Raw genomic sequence first — 17,300 nt, forward strand, 5'->3', positions numbered from 1 at the left:
GTATAGGAGGGGGAGTATTCCCAGGAGGAATCCAATAGAGGTAACTGTATAATACTCCTTTGGTCATTAAACTCTATGCCATATCTATTCTTTTTATCAACACAGCCAAATGCTATCAATATGACACATAAAGAGCCAATCATACATTTTAGTCTTCTACCCTTGCTGCTCCTGTCCAATTCTATATTCTAATAGTTTATTCTCTAACTATGTATATTCCTGCACTGTTTAAAGGTATTAATTTCTAATGACAAAGGGTGAGAAATCGCAAGAAATCTCACCCTTCTTTTTTACCCCTCATACAGCTTGTGGAATCTTGGGCTTATCCCTCTAGAATGCTCTTGCTGTGAGGCATTCATCGGGGTCAATGAGCACGGACCTCGGCAGAGGTTCCTTACTCTAAGTGGTATCGCCCGTTTCTTCAACAATCTCTTCTTGTATCAACCCTATATTCCGTATGCGTGCGGAATGGATTCCGCAGGGCTACGGAATGCGTTCCGCACGCATACGGAATATGAGGTCGGTATATCATCGCGTTCCTGAATGTGTAGACACTCCGTCTCCCCTATTCCTGAAAGTGTAGACACATTGAGAGGAAATGATGCGTCTTAGAACAAGTTGTCCGACCGCAAGCGGTCGTTTTGTCCTTCCCAAGCTGATCCCAACTGATTACCCCAACTGCTAATAAAGTGTTGAGTAATTATTAATGACCTCCCACATGGGGAGGTCAGTCACGGTTAGACCTTTCTAATGCGTAACCCCTGACCCTCACCCCCACAAATGGCGACCATCTACCCGAAAATGGTTATCTTTGGTAACGACTCAAACCAATACTCAATTATGAACGAGATACGCAACTACCTACGAGAGATCACCAAGCGCCTACAAGCAGGTGGGCAGACCGAGATGAGCTACCGCACCGACTTCCAAGTGCTCCTCCGCCAACTCCTCCCCAAGGAGATCGCCATCACCGAGGAGGCACAAGGCACCAACAACATCGGTCGACCCGACTTCACCTTTACCTGCGCCGGGCGACCCATCGGCTATATCGAGACCAAAGACATTGGTGATCGTGACCTCGAAGGGTATCAGCTCAAAGGGGGTAATAAGGAGCAATTTGACCGCTACAAGAGCTCGCTCCAAAATATTATCTTCACCGACTACCTTCGCTTCCTCTACTACCGCGATGGCGAACTGGTGATGGAGGTCTCCATCGCCACCCTTACCGCCGACCGCAAGGCGAAGCCGATTGAGCTCAACTTCGGACAGTTCCAAGAGATGATCAAAGCCTTTGCCGAGCACCAAGGCGTCACCATCACCTCCGCCACCCAATTGGCACAGCTCATGGCACGCAAAGCGTGGCTCATGTGCGATGTGATGGAGCAGGCACTCACCGAAGACCTCCGCCGTGCCGAGCAGGCCGAGCAGCAGGGGCAGATGTACACCAGCGACCTCCTACAGCAGCTCGCCTCCTTCCGCTCCCTACTGATAGAGGATATGCCACCCCGCGACTTCAGCGACGTCTACGCACAGACCGTCACTTACGGACTATTTGCCGCCCGCTTCAATGACCCCTCCCTCGAGAACTTCTCACGGCAGGAGGCGGCCGAACTCATCCCCCGCACCAACCCCTTCCTACGTCGTCTCTTCGGGCATATCGCAGGCCCCGACGTGGACCCTCGCATCCTCTGGGTACTCGATGAGCTGGTAGAGATCTTCAAGAGCTGCGACCTCAAGAAGATCCTCGGCGACTTCGACCGTGCCGATTGGTCCGACGACCCAATCATCCACTTCTACGAAGACTTCCTCGCCATCTACGACCGCCAGCTCCGCAAAGACCGAGGCGTCTGGTACACCCCTCAGCCGGTGGTACAGTACATCGTCGGGGCAGTCGACCGTATCCTACAGAGCCACTTCGGTCTCTCCAAAGGGCTCGCTGATCCCACCAAGATCACCGTAGAGCAAGAGCGGACCGACCAGCTCCGTGGTGGCAAACGCAAGATACAAGTGCCCTACCACCAAGTGCAGGTGCTCGACCCCGCCACAGGCACCGGCACCTTTCTCGCCGAAGCGATCCGACAGATACACACCAAGTTCCAAGAGCAGCAAGGGCTGTGGCAAGGCTACGTGCAGGAGCACCTCATTCCACGGCTCAATGGCTTCGAGCTGATGATGGCGAGCTACGCCATCGCCCACCTCAAGCTCGATATGGTGTTGCAGAATACCGGCTACCGTACCCCCGAGAGCCACGCCGAGCGCTTCCGTATCTTCCTCACCAATTCGCTCGAAGAGGCACACCCCGATACCGGTACCCTATGGCTCAATACCCTCCTCTCCAATGAGGCACTCGAGGCCAATCGCATCAAGCGCGATACCCCCGTGATGGTGGTGATGGGCAATCCCCCTTATTCGGGAGAAAGTGCCAACCAAGGAGCCTGGATCGGCGAACTGATGGAGGCCTATAAAAAGGAGCCAGGGGGCAAGGAGCGACTGAAGGAGCGTAACTCCAAATGGATCAATGACGACTACGTGAAATTTCTCCGCTACGGAGAGTATATGATCCGTAAGAATGGCACCGGCATCCTTGCCTACATCAACCCCCACGGCTACCTTGATAATCCTACCTTCCGAGGGATGCGGTGGCACCTTCTTGAGACCTTCGACGAAATCTATGTGCTCGACCTCCATGGCAATGCCCGTAAGAAGGAGACCACACCCGACGGGGGCAAAGATGAGAATGTCTTTGATATCATGCAGGGGGTCAGCATCAACCTCTTTATTAAGGACGGCAGGAAAAAGAAAGGTGCCCTCGCCAAAGTCTACCATCGCGATCTCTACGGGCTACGACAAGAGAAGTTCGACTGGCTCACCTCTAACATCTTTGATCCAAGCATGTATCAAGAGGTTCTTCCCAATGACCCCAACTACTTCTTTGTGCCGAAAGATGAAAGCGGACGGGAACAGTATGACTCTGGCTTTATAATGGCAGAGTTAATGCCACTATATGGTGTAGGTATTACCACTGCTCACGATAAGTTTGTAATTGATAGTAACCAAAATACTCTGTTACAAAGATTCACTGACTTTAAGAACTCACCAAGATCTGCCTCTGAACTACACGAAAAGTTTGATGTTAAGAAAAAGAAAGGATGGGATATACTAGAAGGGTATGACAACCTTCAATCTTCAGATAATCTACTAGAGTATATTCAACCCATTGCATATAGACCATTTGATAATCAGTATGTATTCTATGAGGATAAACTTGTTTGGAGAACTGGAAGGAAAGTTTTCAACCACTTTATAAAGGATAAGAATGTGGGCCTTTCTATAGCAAGACAATGTGTAGGAGAATGGAGGTATGCTTTTATTACCGACAAGATATCCAATTTCAATCTTCTTAGCACAGCTGGTAAATTTGGAAGTGGTTATGTCTTTCCTCTCTACCTCTACAGCGACGAGGGGTACTTCAGTGAGGAGGGCGGGACGAGGGTTCCGAACCTTGATGAGGGGATTGTGGCGAAGATTGCCGAGGCGATTGGGCGTCGGTTTGTGCCGGAGGTGACGGGGGAGGAGGGCACCTTTGCCCCAATCGACCTACTCGATTATATCTACGGTCTACTCTATCATCCTGAGTATCGGGAGCGTTACTTTGAATTTCTCAAGGTGGACTTCCCCCGCATCCCTTACCCCGATAGTGCCGTCTGCTTCGATAGCTACAAGGCGATAGGTGGGCAATTGCGTAAGCTTCACCTGATGGAGGAGCAGCCAGAGCGGACAGGGGTCACCTATCCGGAGGTGGGCGACAATAGTGTCACCCAGCAGAAGTGGGCCGATGACAAGGTGTGGATCAATAAGGAGCAGTACTTCGGTAATGTGCCGGAGGAGGTATGGAACTACTACATCGGTGGCTACCAGCCAGCACAGAAGTGGCTGAAGGACCGACGCAATACCACCCTCTCCTTTGACGATATCACGCACTACCAACGGATCGTCCACGCCCTCGCTACCACCATCGCCCTCCAATCCGAGCTCTCCCAGCTCCCCCTTCCCTAAAAAGCACCCGACAGGGTGCCATTCAGCTAGCCCCCGGTCGTTCGGGGGCAACGCCCCCGAACGACCGGCGGGAAAAAAAGGCACGGTATACATAATCGACCCTTGTGGTCGCACAAGCCTATCCAAGTGCGACCACAAGGGTCGATTGATAAAACCCAACACCTTTCCCGCCGGTCTTCGGCTCTGCGAGCCTCGACCGGGGGCTATCTGAGTAGCACCCTGGCGGGTGCATCAGGGCGGGCGTCCGACTCGTCCGATAAGCTATCGCCCCCTCCCCAAAAAAAGACCCCAGCTGAGGGATCCGTGTTAAATAGGCACAGGTCGTTCGGGGCTAACGCCCCTCCGACTTGTGCCTATTTAACACGGACCTCTGCGAGGTCCTTCCTCTTTGGCTCCGCTGAAAACATACGGTAAGATATTTCTATTACGTGACCTCTGACTTCCTCCGACCTATAGTGCCACGACTTTATAATTTTGTGTAAGTTTGTGGATATGAAAGCAATTGTATCTCGGAGTTACTCACCTTGCTCGAAGCCGAGTGCAGGGTATCTCTTTTCGCTATGGGGCTTTATGCTCCTATTTGTGGTGGCATTGTCGATGTTGATGATGCCTCTTTTGGGGTTGCTCCTATCGGGTAGCTATGTGAAGTATGTGGGGATGATTGTACAGGGGCTACTGGTCTTTGCGCTACCCGCGTGGTTGGTGGAGCAATACTATGGGCGTAGCCATAGGGAGCAGGTGTGGCGACTTCGGTGGAGTGATGCTCGCTACGATCACCTTCCTCGCCTTGTGGCACTGATGCTGGTGGCGATGTGTGCCAGTCTGCTACTAGAGTCGGCGATGAGTCTCTTCCCTGTGCCCAAGATCTTTGCGTCAATGGAGGCGCAGATGACTCTGGAGTACGAAGCACTCCTAGGAGAGCAGCGACTGATGGGTCGGATACTGATCTATATCGCCACTATTGTGGCAGCACCTCTGGGGGAGGAGCTCTTCTTCAGAGGGGGTGTGCAGGGGTGGTTGCTCTGTCGTCTCCGCAATCCGCACGTGGCGGTGTGGATCACGGCTCTACTCTTTAGTGCGATGCACATGCAGTGGAGTGGCTTCCCTAGTCGGCTTTTGTTGGGTGGGGTGATTGGTTATGTGGCACTCTACCGAGGGCTTTGGGTAGCGATCCTCTTCCACGTTGTGAATAATGCGATGACCTTTGTGCTAGAGTCTTTTGATCTAGAGCTGGGGCTCGGCTGGGGATTTGCTGTGGTATTGGTGCTTGTGGGCTTACTGGTAAAGGAAATGAAACAAGAGACGAGTGCTACCTCGTCTATTAATGATTTGAAAGATGAAGAATAAAGTTTGGTTGGTGGCTTTGGCACTAGTTTTACTGGCGGGCTGCGCCAAGGAGAAGGAGGAGAAACAGTTTGTACAACACCTCGAATTTCCCGAGCAGATGTCGCTAGAGGGGAAGGTGGAGATGGCGAGTCGTCTGGTGCCTACTGCGGAGCAATTGGCATGGCAGGAGCAGGAGCTCACCGCCTTTATCCATTTCGGGATAAATACCTTTACCGACCGTGAGTGGGGCGATGGCACGGAGGATCCAGCCCTCTTCAATCCTACCAACCTAGATACCGATCAGTGGTGTAGGGTGCTGAGTGAGGCGGGCTTTAAGATGGTCATTCTTACGGCAAAGCACCATGATGGCTTCTGCCTATGGCCTACCAAGACTACGGAGCACAGTGTTGCCTCATCGCCTTGGCGAGGGGGCAAGGGCGATGTGGTGGGCGACCTGGCTAAGTCGTGCCAAAAGTATGGTTTGCGGCTAGGTCTCTATCTATCGCCTTGGGACCGGAATCACCCTACCTACGGAGAGGGCGATGCCTATAATAAGGTTTACCTAGAGCAGCTGAGAGAGTTGCTCACTAATTATGGCGAGGTATGGGAGGTATGGTTTGATGGTGCCAATGGTGAGGGACCTAATGGCAAGGTACAGGAGTACGATTGGGAGGCGGTGATCAAGCTGATCAAGGAGCTACAGCCGAATGCGATCACGGCCATTATGGGCCGAGATGTGCGGTGGGTAGGTAATGAGAGTGGCTTGGGTCGTGAGACAGAGTGGAGTGCGACGGTGGTTCCGCCTTCATCTCTAGCACGTGCCGCAGCCACCAAGGAGGCACTAGGCATTGATGAAATGTCGAATGACCTCGGTAGCCGAGAGATGCTGGAGAAGGCTAAGGAACTCTTCTGGTACCCTAGCGAGGTGGATGTGAGCATTCGTCCGGGCTGGTTTTATCACGATTATGAGTCGCCAAAGACACTCGGTGCTCTGGCAAATATTTACTTCCAATCGGTGGGGATGAATTCGTCGTTGCTTCTGAATATTCCACCCAATAGAGAGGGTAAGCTGGCCGATGTGGATGTGCAACGTATTCAGGAGCTGGGTCGCTTTGTGCGTCAATTCAATGCGGAGGATGCTGTGAGGGACTTTAAGCCTTTTACACTAGAGGTTGGCGACTACAAGGAGGTGGAGCTGAATGATGACCAGATGGTCTCAGCTATTTTGCTCCAAGAGGAGATCGCCAAGGGTCAGCGTGTAGAGTCGTTTGAGCTAGAGGCACTCGTGGGCAATGAGTGGCGAAAGATCGGCAAGGGAACCACAATCGGGTACAAGCGGATCATTCTGCTAGAGCAACCGGTTCGAGCGACGAAGCTACGCCTGAAGCTCTTGGAGAGCAGAGGGGTGGCGAATATTAGCCGTCTGGCTGCCCATTGGGTACCAGATATTGAGGAACTGAGCCTTGCCACAGAGGGAGCGATGATGGAGAAGAAGGGGTGGAAGGTGATTGCCGAGCGTCCCTTTACCCTAGAGCTGGACCAGATGGCAGAGATGCAGGGCTTTAGGTATACGCCCAGTGGTGAGGGGGATGAAGTGATTACTCACTACACGCTATCGGGAAGTGCCGATGGCAAGGAGTGGGAGATGCTGAGCATAGGAGAGTTTGGCAATATCCTCAATAATCCTATCCCTCAGTACCAAAAGCTATCGGAGCGAAAGCGCGTGAAGTACCTTCGCTTTACAGGGACTAACCACAATGGCAGAGATGTGGTCCCACATATTGATGAACTAGATATTTTTTAAGTAAGAGATGAAGACAAGATATATTGGTGCCCACGTATCGGCATCGGGAGGAGTATCGAATGCAGTGGCGAATGCCTTGGAAATCGGGGCCAATGCCTTTGCACTATTTACCCGCAATCAGCGGCAGTGGTACCCTAAGCCACTCGAGGAGGAGGAGATAGAGAACTTTAGGAGTGCGGTGAAGGAGGCAGGCATTGAGCCAAAGCATATCCTACCCCACGCTAGCTATCTGATCAACCTCGGCAATCCCGACCCGACGAACCTGAAGAAGAGTCGTGACGCCTTCCTAGATGAGATGCAACGGTGTGAGCAGCTGGGGCTGACGCTCCTCAACTTCCACCCGGGTAGCCATCTGAAGAAGATGAGTGAGGAGGATTGTCTTGCACAGATTGCGGAGGAGATCAATATCGCTTTACAGAAGACGAAGGGGGTGACTGCGGTGCTGGAGAATACTGCAGGGCAAGGGACCAACCTTGGGTACCGCTTTGAGCATCTGAAGCAGATTATAGACCAGGTGGAGGATAAGAGCCGTGTGGGTGTCTGTATTGATACGGCACATACGCTGGCCGCTGGCTATGATATCCGCACGGAGGAGGGGTATCGGGAGACGATGTATCAGATTGATAAGATTATTGGGTTGGAGTATCTGAGGGGTATTCACCTCAATGACTCGCTTAAAGAGCTCGCTAGTCGTGTGGACCGCCACGCCTCTGTAGGGGAGGGGGTGATGGGAATGACGCTCTTTGAGGTGCTGATGCAGGATGAGCGTCTGGCAGATATTCCTATTATCTTGGAGACACCGAACCCCGACCGCTGGGCGGAGGAGATTGCACTACTACGTACCTTTGCTAAGTGAGATGATACGTTTACCGAAAGCTAAGATTAACCTCGGGCTGAGGATCCTTAGTCGCCGCCCTGATGGTTACCACGACATCGAGACGCTCCTCTTGCCTATTCCGCTTCGTGATGCCTTGGAGGTATTGCCGAGTGAGAAGGGCATGAAGTACGACTTTGGTGACTGGGGGGAGCCATCGGAGGAGAACCTAGTGGTGCGTGCCTACCATTTGGTCAAAGCAGCTTATCCGGAGGTACCACCTGTGGAGATCATTCTCCGCAAGCGGATCCCTACTGGGGCGGGGCTGGGTGGTGGCTCCTCGGATGCCTCCAATATGCTCTTGCTCCTCGATGAGGTATTCGGACTGGGGATGAGCTATGACGAGATGCACCAGATGGCTACTCGCCTTGGAGCCGATTGTCCTTTCTTTCTCCGTGATGAACCGCAGTTGGCCGAGGGGATTGGGGAGCTGTTATCTCCTTTCCCGCTACATTTGGAAGGGAAGGTGCTGACGCTACTACATAGCGACCTACATATCTCTACTGCCGAAGCGTATGGTGGCGTCGTGACATCGGAGGAAGGGCCAAGTCTCCGTGAGCTACTCTCGCAACCGATAGAGGAGTGGCGAGGGACTTTGTACAATGCCTTTGAGCCACACATCTTTGAGCGGTATCCAGTGCTGGCACACGGCAAGGAGCAACTCTACCGAGCTGGTGCTACTTATGCCGCGATGAGTGGTAGTGGCTCTACGCTATTCGCCCTTAGCGATACTCCGCTATCAATATCGGATTGGGAAGGAACTCAACAAACATACACACTATAATACTGACTTATGAAAAAAGCACTTACATTACTCGCACTACTGGCACTGCCACTCCTGGGGAGTGCACAGAGCGACACCATCACGGTGACTCAGTACAAGTCCCTGAAGCCGCTGGTAGCACGCACGCCTTTTATGGCTGATAGCATCAATGTGCAGGGCAAGAAGTATGACCTTAAGGGACAACTATCGCAGATCTCCCCTATCCGCTTGGATAACCCTCACCTCTCTCTCGTCTCTACAGACGCTGAAGGGTATCTCAAGTGCGACTCTACTTTGGCGAATGGGGAGAAGACCATTCAGAGCTATTATCTCTCTATGGTGACCCCTAGCTTTGAGAAAGGGACGATGCTGGTGGAAAGTGACTCGCCTTTCCGTCTTTTCCTTGACGGCACACAGATTGGTTCGTCTGACCAATCGGGGAGCTTTGAGTACACTTTCTCGCTTTTGCCTAGTGTGGGACACAAAGTGGCCATCCGCCTTCTTTCTAAGGAAGGAGGTGCTGCTAAGTATCGGCTGAGAGTGGTTCCTTCGAAGGCGGATAGCCAAATCGCTCTTTCGCTAGATGATAAGGAGTATATGAGTATGCAGTATATGCGAACTGGGGAGAGCCTATCGGAGATGAGTGTCTCACCCTCGGGACGATATACTAAGGTGGTGCTCCGTGAGACGGTCAATACAAAAAGCCGGTACAGTGTCTTGCTCTACGACGGCAATCGACTGGTGGCTCGTCTTGATGGCAGTTACCTAGAGACGCAGTGGTTGCCTCAATCTGACAAGCTTTGGTTTACCCAAAAGAGCGACACGGGAAAGCAACTCTTGACCCTCGACCCAGCGACACTGACCGTTTCGGTATTGCACCCTGCGATCCCTGAGGAGGGTTACTTCGTAATGGCTCCAACGGAGGATAAGCTGATCTATATGGTGACCAATGAGGGGCCTAAAAACAAGGGCGTTGTGGAGCGTGTATTGGGTCGCTACGATACGACAGGTAGCTACAGAGATCGAGAGTTCCTCGCCTCTTTTGACCTAGAGCAAGGGCTTTACCAGCCACTCACCTATGGCTGTAGAGGCACTTCGCTACAAAGTGTTTCCAAGGATGGCAAGGAGCTCATCTTTAGCACCTCTCGACCTACGACTACAATCCCCTTCTCAGAAAACGACTTCTGTGTCTTGAATCTTGAGACGCTACAAGTAGATACGCTCTTTAGTCACGAGACGGATGTGGCAACGCTTTACTACACCTCTGACCCACGCTATCTTCTGGCTCTAGGAACTGCCAATTCGTTTGGAGGCATCGGTCGCAACCTACCTGAGGGAATGGCTGCAAACACCTATGATATGCAGCTATTTCTGTACGATAGGCAACAGCGTACCGCCAAGGCACTGACAAAGGACTTCGACCCTAATGTAGAGAGTGTCAAGGTGCTACCAGATCGCTTTGAGGCAATATTCACGGCGGAGAATCAGGACTATGTATCGCTCTATCGTCTCGACCTAAGGAGTGGTCGTATCACTCAGGTCAAGACCACTGAGGAGGTGGTGCGTCGGTTTGATGTAGATAATAAGGGACAAATGATAGCCTACGGTGGGCAAAGTACTATGAACTCCGACCGCATCTATCAGATCAATAATCGTGGGGAGCGTCTGCTCTATGACCTAGCAACACAGAAGATGCACGACCTAGCACTCGGCACGGCAGAGACTTGGAGTTTCACCATGCCTAATGGCGATGTGGTACCTGGTCGTTTCTATCTACCCCCTAACTTTGATCCTTCTCGCAAGTATCCAATGATTGTCTACTATTATGGTGGCACCTCGCCTACGGCTCGCAACTTTGAGGGCTCTTACTCCCTCCCTATGTATGCAGCTCAGGGCTATGTAGTGCTAACGCTTAACCCAAGTGGTACCACTGGTTGGGGACAGGAGTATGCCGCTCGTCACCTCAATGCGTGGGGTAAGCGGACGGCCGATGAGATTGTGGCTTCGGTAAAGGGTTTCTGCGAGAGCCACCCCTATGTCAATGCCGAGCGAATTGGCTGTGTAGGGGCTAGCTATGGTGGCTTTATGACACAGTATCTACAGACTATTACCGACCTATTTGCTGCTGCAGTGAGCCACGCTGGTATCAGTTCCATTGCTTCCTATTGGGGCGAAGGTACGTGGGGAATCGGGTATAGCACCGTGGCTAGTTACGGTAGCTATCCTTGGAATAATCCAAAGCTCTACACCGAGCAGAGCCCGCTTTTCCGAGCTGATAAGATCAAGACTCCGCTACTCTTGCTCCACGGTACAGCCGACGTCAATGTACCTATCGGTGAGAGTGTACAGATGTACAATGCCCTCAAGATACTGGGCAAAGAGGTAGAGTTTATCAAGGTCTATGGCGAAGACCACGGCATCTACGATCCTGAGAAACGATTCCTCTGGATGCAAAGTACCATGGCGTGGTTCCAGAAGTGGCTGAAGGATGACCCCACTTGGTGGAATACCCTCTACCCTGAAGTACACCTCTAGAGACTGTTGCACGAAGGCGATCTGCGGCGTTGCTTTCGGAATTCGGGCTCGGTCACGTACGTGAGTACGCTCCCAGCGCCCTCATCCTCAGCGCCTTGCATCTCATCCTTCGTTCAAAGTCTCAGCACATTTGAATTAAATATGAGAGAATGGCACTTCGTGCAACATTCTCTTCTAATCACAGGACCTCAAACAAAGAAAGCACCCAATCGGGTGCTTTCTTTGTTTAATCCTAGACTTGGTGATCCAACTTGTCCGATAAGAGAAACCGTCACCGGATAGACTCTAAAAGCGGGTAGTAGAGCCACCACCGCCCGAGCTTCCTCCTCCAAATCCGCCACCGAAGCTACCACCGCCTCCGAAGCCCCCTCCGAAGCCTCCACCGACGATTGGGCCAACGCCTCTTCGACGAGGATTGGAGAAGCGAATCACATCTTTATTATCGTAGTTGCAGTATTCACAGTGATAGCGACGAACTACCATATTGCTACGCTCTTGTTGGGATAGCAGTTTGTAACTCTTGGTGCCACATCGTGGGCATCGCTGGTATCCGCTGAGTGAGTTGCTGACGCCCACCGCACGATGGTAGCTGCAGGCTGAGCACTGGTAGAGGGTATAATTGACCGAATGAAGGCGTTGCTCCGTGGCTTGTGCTGCGGAGAGTAGCGGTAGATTTTCAGGTGACCCAATGGCACGTACACTTCCCTTTGTGTGGCACTGCGGACAATTATGAAGCTGTCGGCGAGTACGCCCTCTTAGGATCCAGTAGAGCGGCAGTAGGAAGATGAGTGCGGGGAAAATGAGCCACTGCCACATCTGCTTGGGCAGTGAGAAATTGTGGCTCAGGAGTGACGACCTTAGTGCTGGCTCCTTTAGCCTGCGCCAACGGGTCCAAAGCCCTCCGCCAAATAGTAGCCCCACAAGGAGAGAAAAGCCGATATAGCCCCAGAGCAGACTTCCAAGGGCTTCCTGCTGATCCTCCTCATAGCCGTATTGCCGATTGCCGTCGTTGCGTGCCTCATACCCCTCAGTGAGTAGCTCATCAATAGCTCCTATCATCTGTAGAAAGCCTTCGGCATCTCGCCCCTCCGATATAGCGGGGAGTAGATAGCGATTAGTCAGTCGCTTGGTGGTGATATCGGGGAGTGCACCCTCTAGTCCGTAGCCTGTCTCTAGGCGGATGATCCGCTCTCCTTTTCTTCCGAACTTGTAGAGGATCAGTAGCCCATTATTATCCTCCCGCTTGCCAATACCCCAAAGCTCAAAGAGCTTTACGGCAAAAGACTCCGGGTCATCATTCTCTATCCCCGGCAGTACCACCAGCACCACCTCCACCGTATGCTTCTCCCGAAGTTGGTAGAGTGCATCGTCGAGAGCGACGCGATCTTCGGGTGAAAAGTACCCCTCAGGGTCGCTCACAAAACGACGACTATCCTGAAGCTGTACATTGGGTACCTCGCTAGGAGTGTACTCCCTTGCCCAGCTCCCCAGAGGGAGAGCCAGCAAGGCGAATAGTATGATGAGCCACCTCTTCTTCATCTTCTTATATTAGAAAGCGACAACCGGTGCCACCTCTGCCCCAGCGATGGATTCGAAGTAGGCTTGTGGCTTAAAGCCAAGAATGCCCGCAAATATATTGCGTGGAAACTTGCGGATATAGACATTATACTCCTTGGCTGTCTCATTGAAACGCTGACGCTCGGTGGTGATGCGATTCTCCGTTCCTTCTAGCTGAGTCTGTAGCATCTGGAAGTTTTCATTCGCCTTCAGCTCAGGATATTGCTCAGCCACCACCATCAGTCGTCCTAAAGCTTGTGAGAGGTTATTTTGAGAGGCCATATACTTCTGCAATGCTTCATCTGTTAATTGGTCGGGATCCACCTTTACCTGAGTGGCCTTTGCTCTTGCCTCAATCACATTGGTGAGGGTCTGCTCCTCGTGCGTTGCATACCCCTTCACGGTATTCACGAGGTTGGGGATCAGGTCGGCACGTCTTTGATATTGATTCTCCACCTGGCTCCAGGCAGTACGTACGCCCTCCTGCTTCTCCACCATATTGTTATTGGCCGATATACCATATCTCGCTACCATTAGCACCACGATGCCTACCACCACAATGGTGATGATTGTTCCTTTTTTCATCTCTTTATTCTCTAAATAGTTTATTCACTGATTACGATTTCCTCTCTCTCTATCTTTCGATTGCAGTAGTGGCACTTCAGCACCCCCTCCTGCTTATTGATCACGTGGTACCGCCCCTTCATCGGTTCGTTATTGGAGATGCACTTAGGATTGGTGCACTTCACCAGACCATTGATCTCCTCGGGGAGATCCACCTTGATCTTCTCCACCACTTGGTAGTCGCGGATCACGCTGATCACCACCTCCGTAGAGACGAGTGCCAGCATATTCACCTCCTCGGGGGTGAAGTGCTTCTCCTCCACCTTAATAATTCCCTTGCGCCCTAGCTTCTGGCTCTTGTAGTTTTGCCCAATTGTAAAGGGATATTCTAGCTCAAATAGTCGGAGTAGCTTCACCACCTTCTGTAGCTTCTCCACTGGGATATGGTCTATCACCGACCCATTCTTGATCGCTTGTACCCGTAGCTTACCTTTCTCGATCTCTGCCATAGCTTATTACTCTTTTACCTCTATTCCAAGTGCTCTACATATCAGTGCTTCGCGCACAAACATTCCATTCACCGCCTGCCTAAAGTAGTAGGCATTGGGCGTATCATCCACCTCCTGCGCAATTTCATTGACCCTAGGAAGTGGGTGCAGAATACGCATCGATGGCTTCGCCTGCTGGAGGAGCTCGCAATCGAGGACAAAAGTATCCTTTACCGCCTCATAATCCTCCTCGTCAAGGAAACGCTCCCTCTGCAGACGGGTCATGTAGACAATGTCACTCGCCCCAATCACCTCGGGAGTGAGCTCGTGATAATACTCCGCTGGTATTCCATGCTCCTCACAATACTCCACATACTCCCTAGGTAGCTCCAACTGCTTTGGAGCCACAAAAGCAAAGGAGGGGCGGTAGTGCGAAAGCCCTTCAATCAGTGAGTGGACCGTCCGACCATACTTCAGGTCGCCCACCATGGTCACCTTCAGGTCGGTCAGCTTTCCTTGCGTCTTACGAATAGAGTAGAGGTCCAGCATCGTTTGGCTAGGGTGCTGGTTGGCCCCATCTCCCGCATTGATGATCGGGATTCTCGAGACTTCACTCGCATAGAGTGCTGCCCCCTCCAGGTTGTGTCGCATCACTATGAGGTCGGCATAGCCCGAGACCATCTGAATGGTATCCTTGAGCGTCTCCCCCTTTACCGAACTACTATTCTTGGCGTCGGAGAAGCCAATCACACGCCCTCCCAGTCTATTGACCGCCGTCTCGAAGCTCAGCCTTGTGCGTGTCGATGGCTCAAAGAAAAGCGTCGCCACCACCTTGCCCTCCAGCAACCGCCTATTGGGGTTTTGCTCAAATAGCTCAGCGGTATCCAGTATCGCCTCTATCTCGCTCGCCGTCAGCTGCTCAATACTAAAAAAACTACCTCTATTCATACAGCAACTTACTATCTTACTACAATAATATTGTGATCACAATCTGAGCCAGAACCACACGGGCAAACATTCCGAGCGGGTAGACCGAGGCATACGCCACGGTAGGGGTATCCTCCTCTATCTGGTCGCTAATATACTCAAGTGCCATCGGATTGGCCATTGCTCCGCAAAGGAGTCCGCAGATGGTACCGTAGCTGAGTTGGGAGTACCGCATCGCCAAGATACCGACTACCAAGGTGGGCAGTACCGTGAGCCCCACACCGATACCGAGCCAAACCAAGCCCGAACCTTCTAGAAGGGTCTCAACGAAATTGGCACCCGACGCTAGTCCTAAGCACCCCAAGTAGAGGGTAATACCAAAGGTGCGGAGCATCAGGTTGGCACTCTGTGTGATGTAGGTGGTCATTCGCAACCTTGGGCCATAAGCCCCAAGAAGTATGCCCACGATGATTGGTCCACCCGCCAATCCTAGCTTGATTGGCATGCTCAGTCCAGGAAGAGCGATGGGTAGAATTCCCACCAGTACTCCTAATGCCATCCCTAGGAAGATACTTACTAGGTACGGGCTATCCAGAGGCTTCAATTGGTTGCCAATCTCCTCGGCAAGGCGATTGATGCCCTCCTCCTCACCTACCACAGTGATCCGGTCGCCCATCTGTAGGTGTAGCTTTGGATTGGGCACCAAGTCTATCTCGGCCCTATTCACGCGGGTCACCGTCACATGGTACTCATTACGCAATCGAAGGCTCGCCAATGTGGCACCATTGAACTCCCGCTTTGAGACTAAGAGGCGACGCTGTACTAGCTGAGGCCCTCGTGCCTCCCAATTCATCGACTCGTGGTCTCGCTCCCGCTCTACTCCAAAGAGCGTTACTAGCGATTGTGCCACCTCCTCGTCACAAACGATACTCAGGCGGTCGTGTAGCTCTAGCTTGGTATCGCTTTTGGGCTGAATCACTTCCCCCCTGCGGAGCAATCGAGAGGCGAGGAAATCGATGTGAAAGGCTTGATTGACCTGGGCAAGTGTCTTGCCCACCAGCCCCTTATTCTCTACTACAAAGTCACCCACATGGTGGCGTGCCTCTATCAGCTCAGGCTCCTTCTGGCTACTCTTCTTAGGAAAGATGAGCTTCAGTAGCTCAAGTACCAGCATCACGCCCACCACGCCAAGCGGATAGGTGATAGCGGTAGCTAGTGCCATATCGCCTAGCTCTCTAGCTAGGTCGGGACTATTGGCATGCATCTGCTCCACTCCTTGTTGAGCTGCAGCGAGTGCAGGTGTATTGGTCACCGCTCCACTCAGCACGCCCATCATATTACTGGCACTATCCACTCCCATCAGCACTAGTACCACCGTACAAAGCAGCCCTAGTAGCACCAGAGCCATACTCCAAGCATTCAATATGATGCCCGTCTTGCGAAGCGATGCCACAAAGGAGGGTCCTACCTGAATACCTAGTGCGTAGACAAAGATGACCAATCCTGCATTTTGGCAAAACTGAAGCATCACAGGATCCACCAGCACACCTAAGTGGGCTAGAAAGATACCGAAGAAAAAGACACCTGCCCCAGCCAAAGCAAACTTTCCGAGCCTTAGCTTACCGAGGAAGAGACCTACCCCGCAGGTGAAAAAGATAATTATCAACGTCTGGCTCAGCGATTGCTCGGTCCAAAACGCCTTTATCACATCAAGCATAGTCATTAATAATATATTTACTCATTGCAAATCTACTAAAAAAGAGAGATACACCGTCAATTATCTCCCAAGGTAACCCTTGCCCAAGGCAACTGAGAAACAAAGCGAATAAAACGACGGAAATGGGGTTGCAAAGAGGGCTTTTGCAACCAGCTGAAATTCAGTGCTATAGAAATGCGTTTGCCGAGATGCAACTAAGCAATCGGTTAGTTGCATCTCGGCATTTGCTTAGTTGCAACTCACCGATTGCTTAGTTGCATCTCGACTTTTGCTCTGCTAGCATAGAGGTTTTTGTGGAGTGTTCCGAGGTGGGGATTGATCCATGTGGTTGCCTTCTTTTCCCCTGATTAGGCAAAGAAAAGTATCTAGGGATAGAGCCCTCAAATAAGCAGAGGTAGAGGCGTGTAATCCCGAAGTGTGTAGACTATTCAGATGGGAGGTAAAGGTTTTTTAACACCCCTATCAGAAAGAGCTCAAAGCCATTAGCTATCAGTTGATTATGGAGTGCATGAATTCGTTATATATTCATTTACAGAGGATTAGCTGTAACTCTTTGTGCTATAGAGGTATGAGGGGTTTCTGCCGATTTCGGGTTTTTTTATCTCGAATTAAATGAGAATATTTGCAGTTGTTAAGAGAATGATTGGTCTCTAGCATCCCATTTCGATTGGTAAGAAAGCCTTCTTTTA

General features: G+C 51.6%; 11 protein-coding genes. 6 read left to right on the forward strand and 5 right to left on the reverse strand.

Annotation, left to right across the window (positions count from 1 at the left end; genetic code table 11):
- Positions 1 to 840: 840 nt before the first annotated feature.
- From MWL85_RS11505 to MWL85_RS11530, 6 genes are all read left to right on the forward strand, one after another.
- Positions 841 to 4,056: a type ISP restriction/modification enzyme gene (locus MWL85_RS11505; protein WP_244400790.1), complete on the forward strand. Its 3,216-nt coding sequence runs from the start codon at positions 841 to 843 to the stop codon at positions 4,054 to 4,056.
- Positions 4,057 to 4,548: 492 nt separating this feature from the next.
- A complete protein-coding gene (locus tag MWL85_RS11510; protein ID WP_244400791.1) occupies positions 4,549 to 5,403 on the forward strand; it encodes a CPBP family intramembrane glutamic endopeptidase in 855 nt (284 codons plus the stop codon).
- A complete protein-coding gene (locus tag MWL85_RS11515; RefSeq protein WP_244400792.1) occupies positions 5,393 to 7,186 on the forward strand; it encodes an alpha-L-fucosidase in 1,794 nt (597 codons plus the stop codon). The genes MWL85_RS11510 and MWL85_RS11515 overlap by 11 nt, the downstream gene beginning before the upstream one ends.
- 7 nt (positions 7,187 to 7,193) lie before the next feature.
- On the forward strand, positions 7,194 to 8,042 hold the full coding sequence (nfo, locus tag MWL85_RS11520) for a deoxyribonuclease IV (RefSeq protein ID WP_018029140.1): 849 nt from the start codon (positions 7,194 to 7,196) through the stop codon (positions 8,040 to 8,042).
- Position 8,043: 1 nt separating this feature from the next.
- Positions 8,044 to 8,844 carry a 4-(cytidine 5'-diphospho)-2-C-methyl-D-erythritol kinase gene (gene ispE, locus MWL85_RS11525; RefSeq protein ID WP_244400793.1) on the forward strand — a complete coding sequence of 267 codons (801 nt, stop codon included), beginning with the start codon at positions 8,044 to 8,046 and terminating at the stop codon, positions 8,842 to 8,844.
- Positions 8,845 to 8,853: 9 nt separating this feature from the next.
- Positions 8,854 to 11,358: an alpha/beta hydrolase family protein gene (locus MWL85_RS11530; RefSeq protein WP_244400794.1), complete on the forward strand. Its 2,505-nt coding sequence runs from the start codon at positions 8,854 to 8,856 to the stop codon at positions 11,356 to 11,358.
- 285 nt (positions 11,359 to 11,643) lie between these two features.
- On the opposite strand, the gene MWL85_RS11535 is transcribed toward MWL85_RS11530, so the two are convergent.
- The 5 genes from MWL85_RS11535 to MWL85_RS11555 are packed head-to-tail and all read right to left on the reverse strand — an operon-like array spanning position 11,644 to position 16,611.
- Positions 11,644 to 12,897 carry a TPM domain-containing protein gene (locus MWL85_RS11535; protein WP_244400795.1) on the reverse strand — a complete coding sequence of 418 codons (1,254 nt, stop codon included), beginning with the start codon at positions 12,895 to 12,897 and terminating at the stop codon, positions 11,644 to 11,646.
- A gap of 9 nt (positions 12,898 to 12,906) precedes the next feature.
- Positions 12,907 to 13,500: a LemA family protein gene (locus tag MWL85_RS11540; protein ID WP_244400796.1), complete on the reverse strand. Its 594-nt coding sequence runs from the start codon at positions 13,498 to 13,500 to the stop codon at positions 12,907 to 12,909.
- Positions 13,501 to 13,520: 20 nt separating this feature from the next.
- The gene (pyrI, locus tag MWL85_RS11545; RefSeq protein WP_018029145.1) at positions 13,521 to 13,988 is read right to left on the reverse strand and encodes an aspartate carbamoyltransferase regulatory subunit; all 468 of its coding nucleotides are present in this window, start codon (positions 13,986 to 13,988) and stop codon (positions 13,521 to 13,523) included.
- 6 nt (positions 13,989 to 13,994) lie between these two features.
- Positions 13,995 to 14,915: an aspartate carbamoyltransferase gene (gene pyrB, locus MWL85_RS11550; RefSeq protein WP_018029146.1), complete on the reverse strand. Its 921-nt coding sequence runs from the start codon at positions 14,913 to 14,915 to the stop codon at positions 13,995 to 13,997.
- 19 nt (positions 14,916 to 14,934) lie between these two features.
- Positions 14,935 to 16,611, reverse strand: a complete 1,677-nt coding sequence (locus MWL85_RS11555) for a putative transporter (RefSeq protein WP_244400797.1) — start codon at positions 16,609 to 16,611, stop codon at positions 14,935 to 14,937.
- Positions 16,612 to 17,300 lie beyond the last annotated feature (689 nt).

The sequence above is a fragment of the Porphyromonas somerae genome, assembly GCF_022845615.1.
Lineage (GTDB): Bacteria > Bacteroidota > Bacteroidia > Bacteroidales > Porphyromonadaceae > Porphyromonas_A > Porphyromonas_A somerae.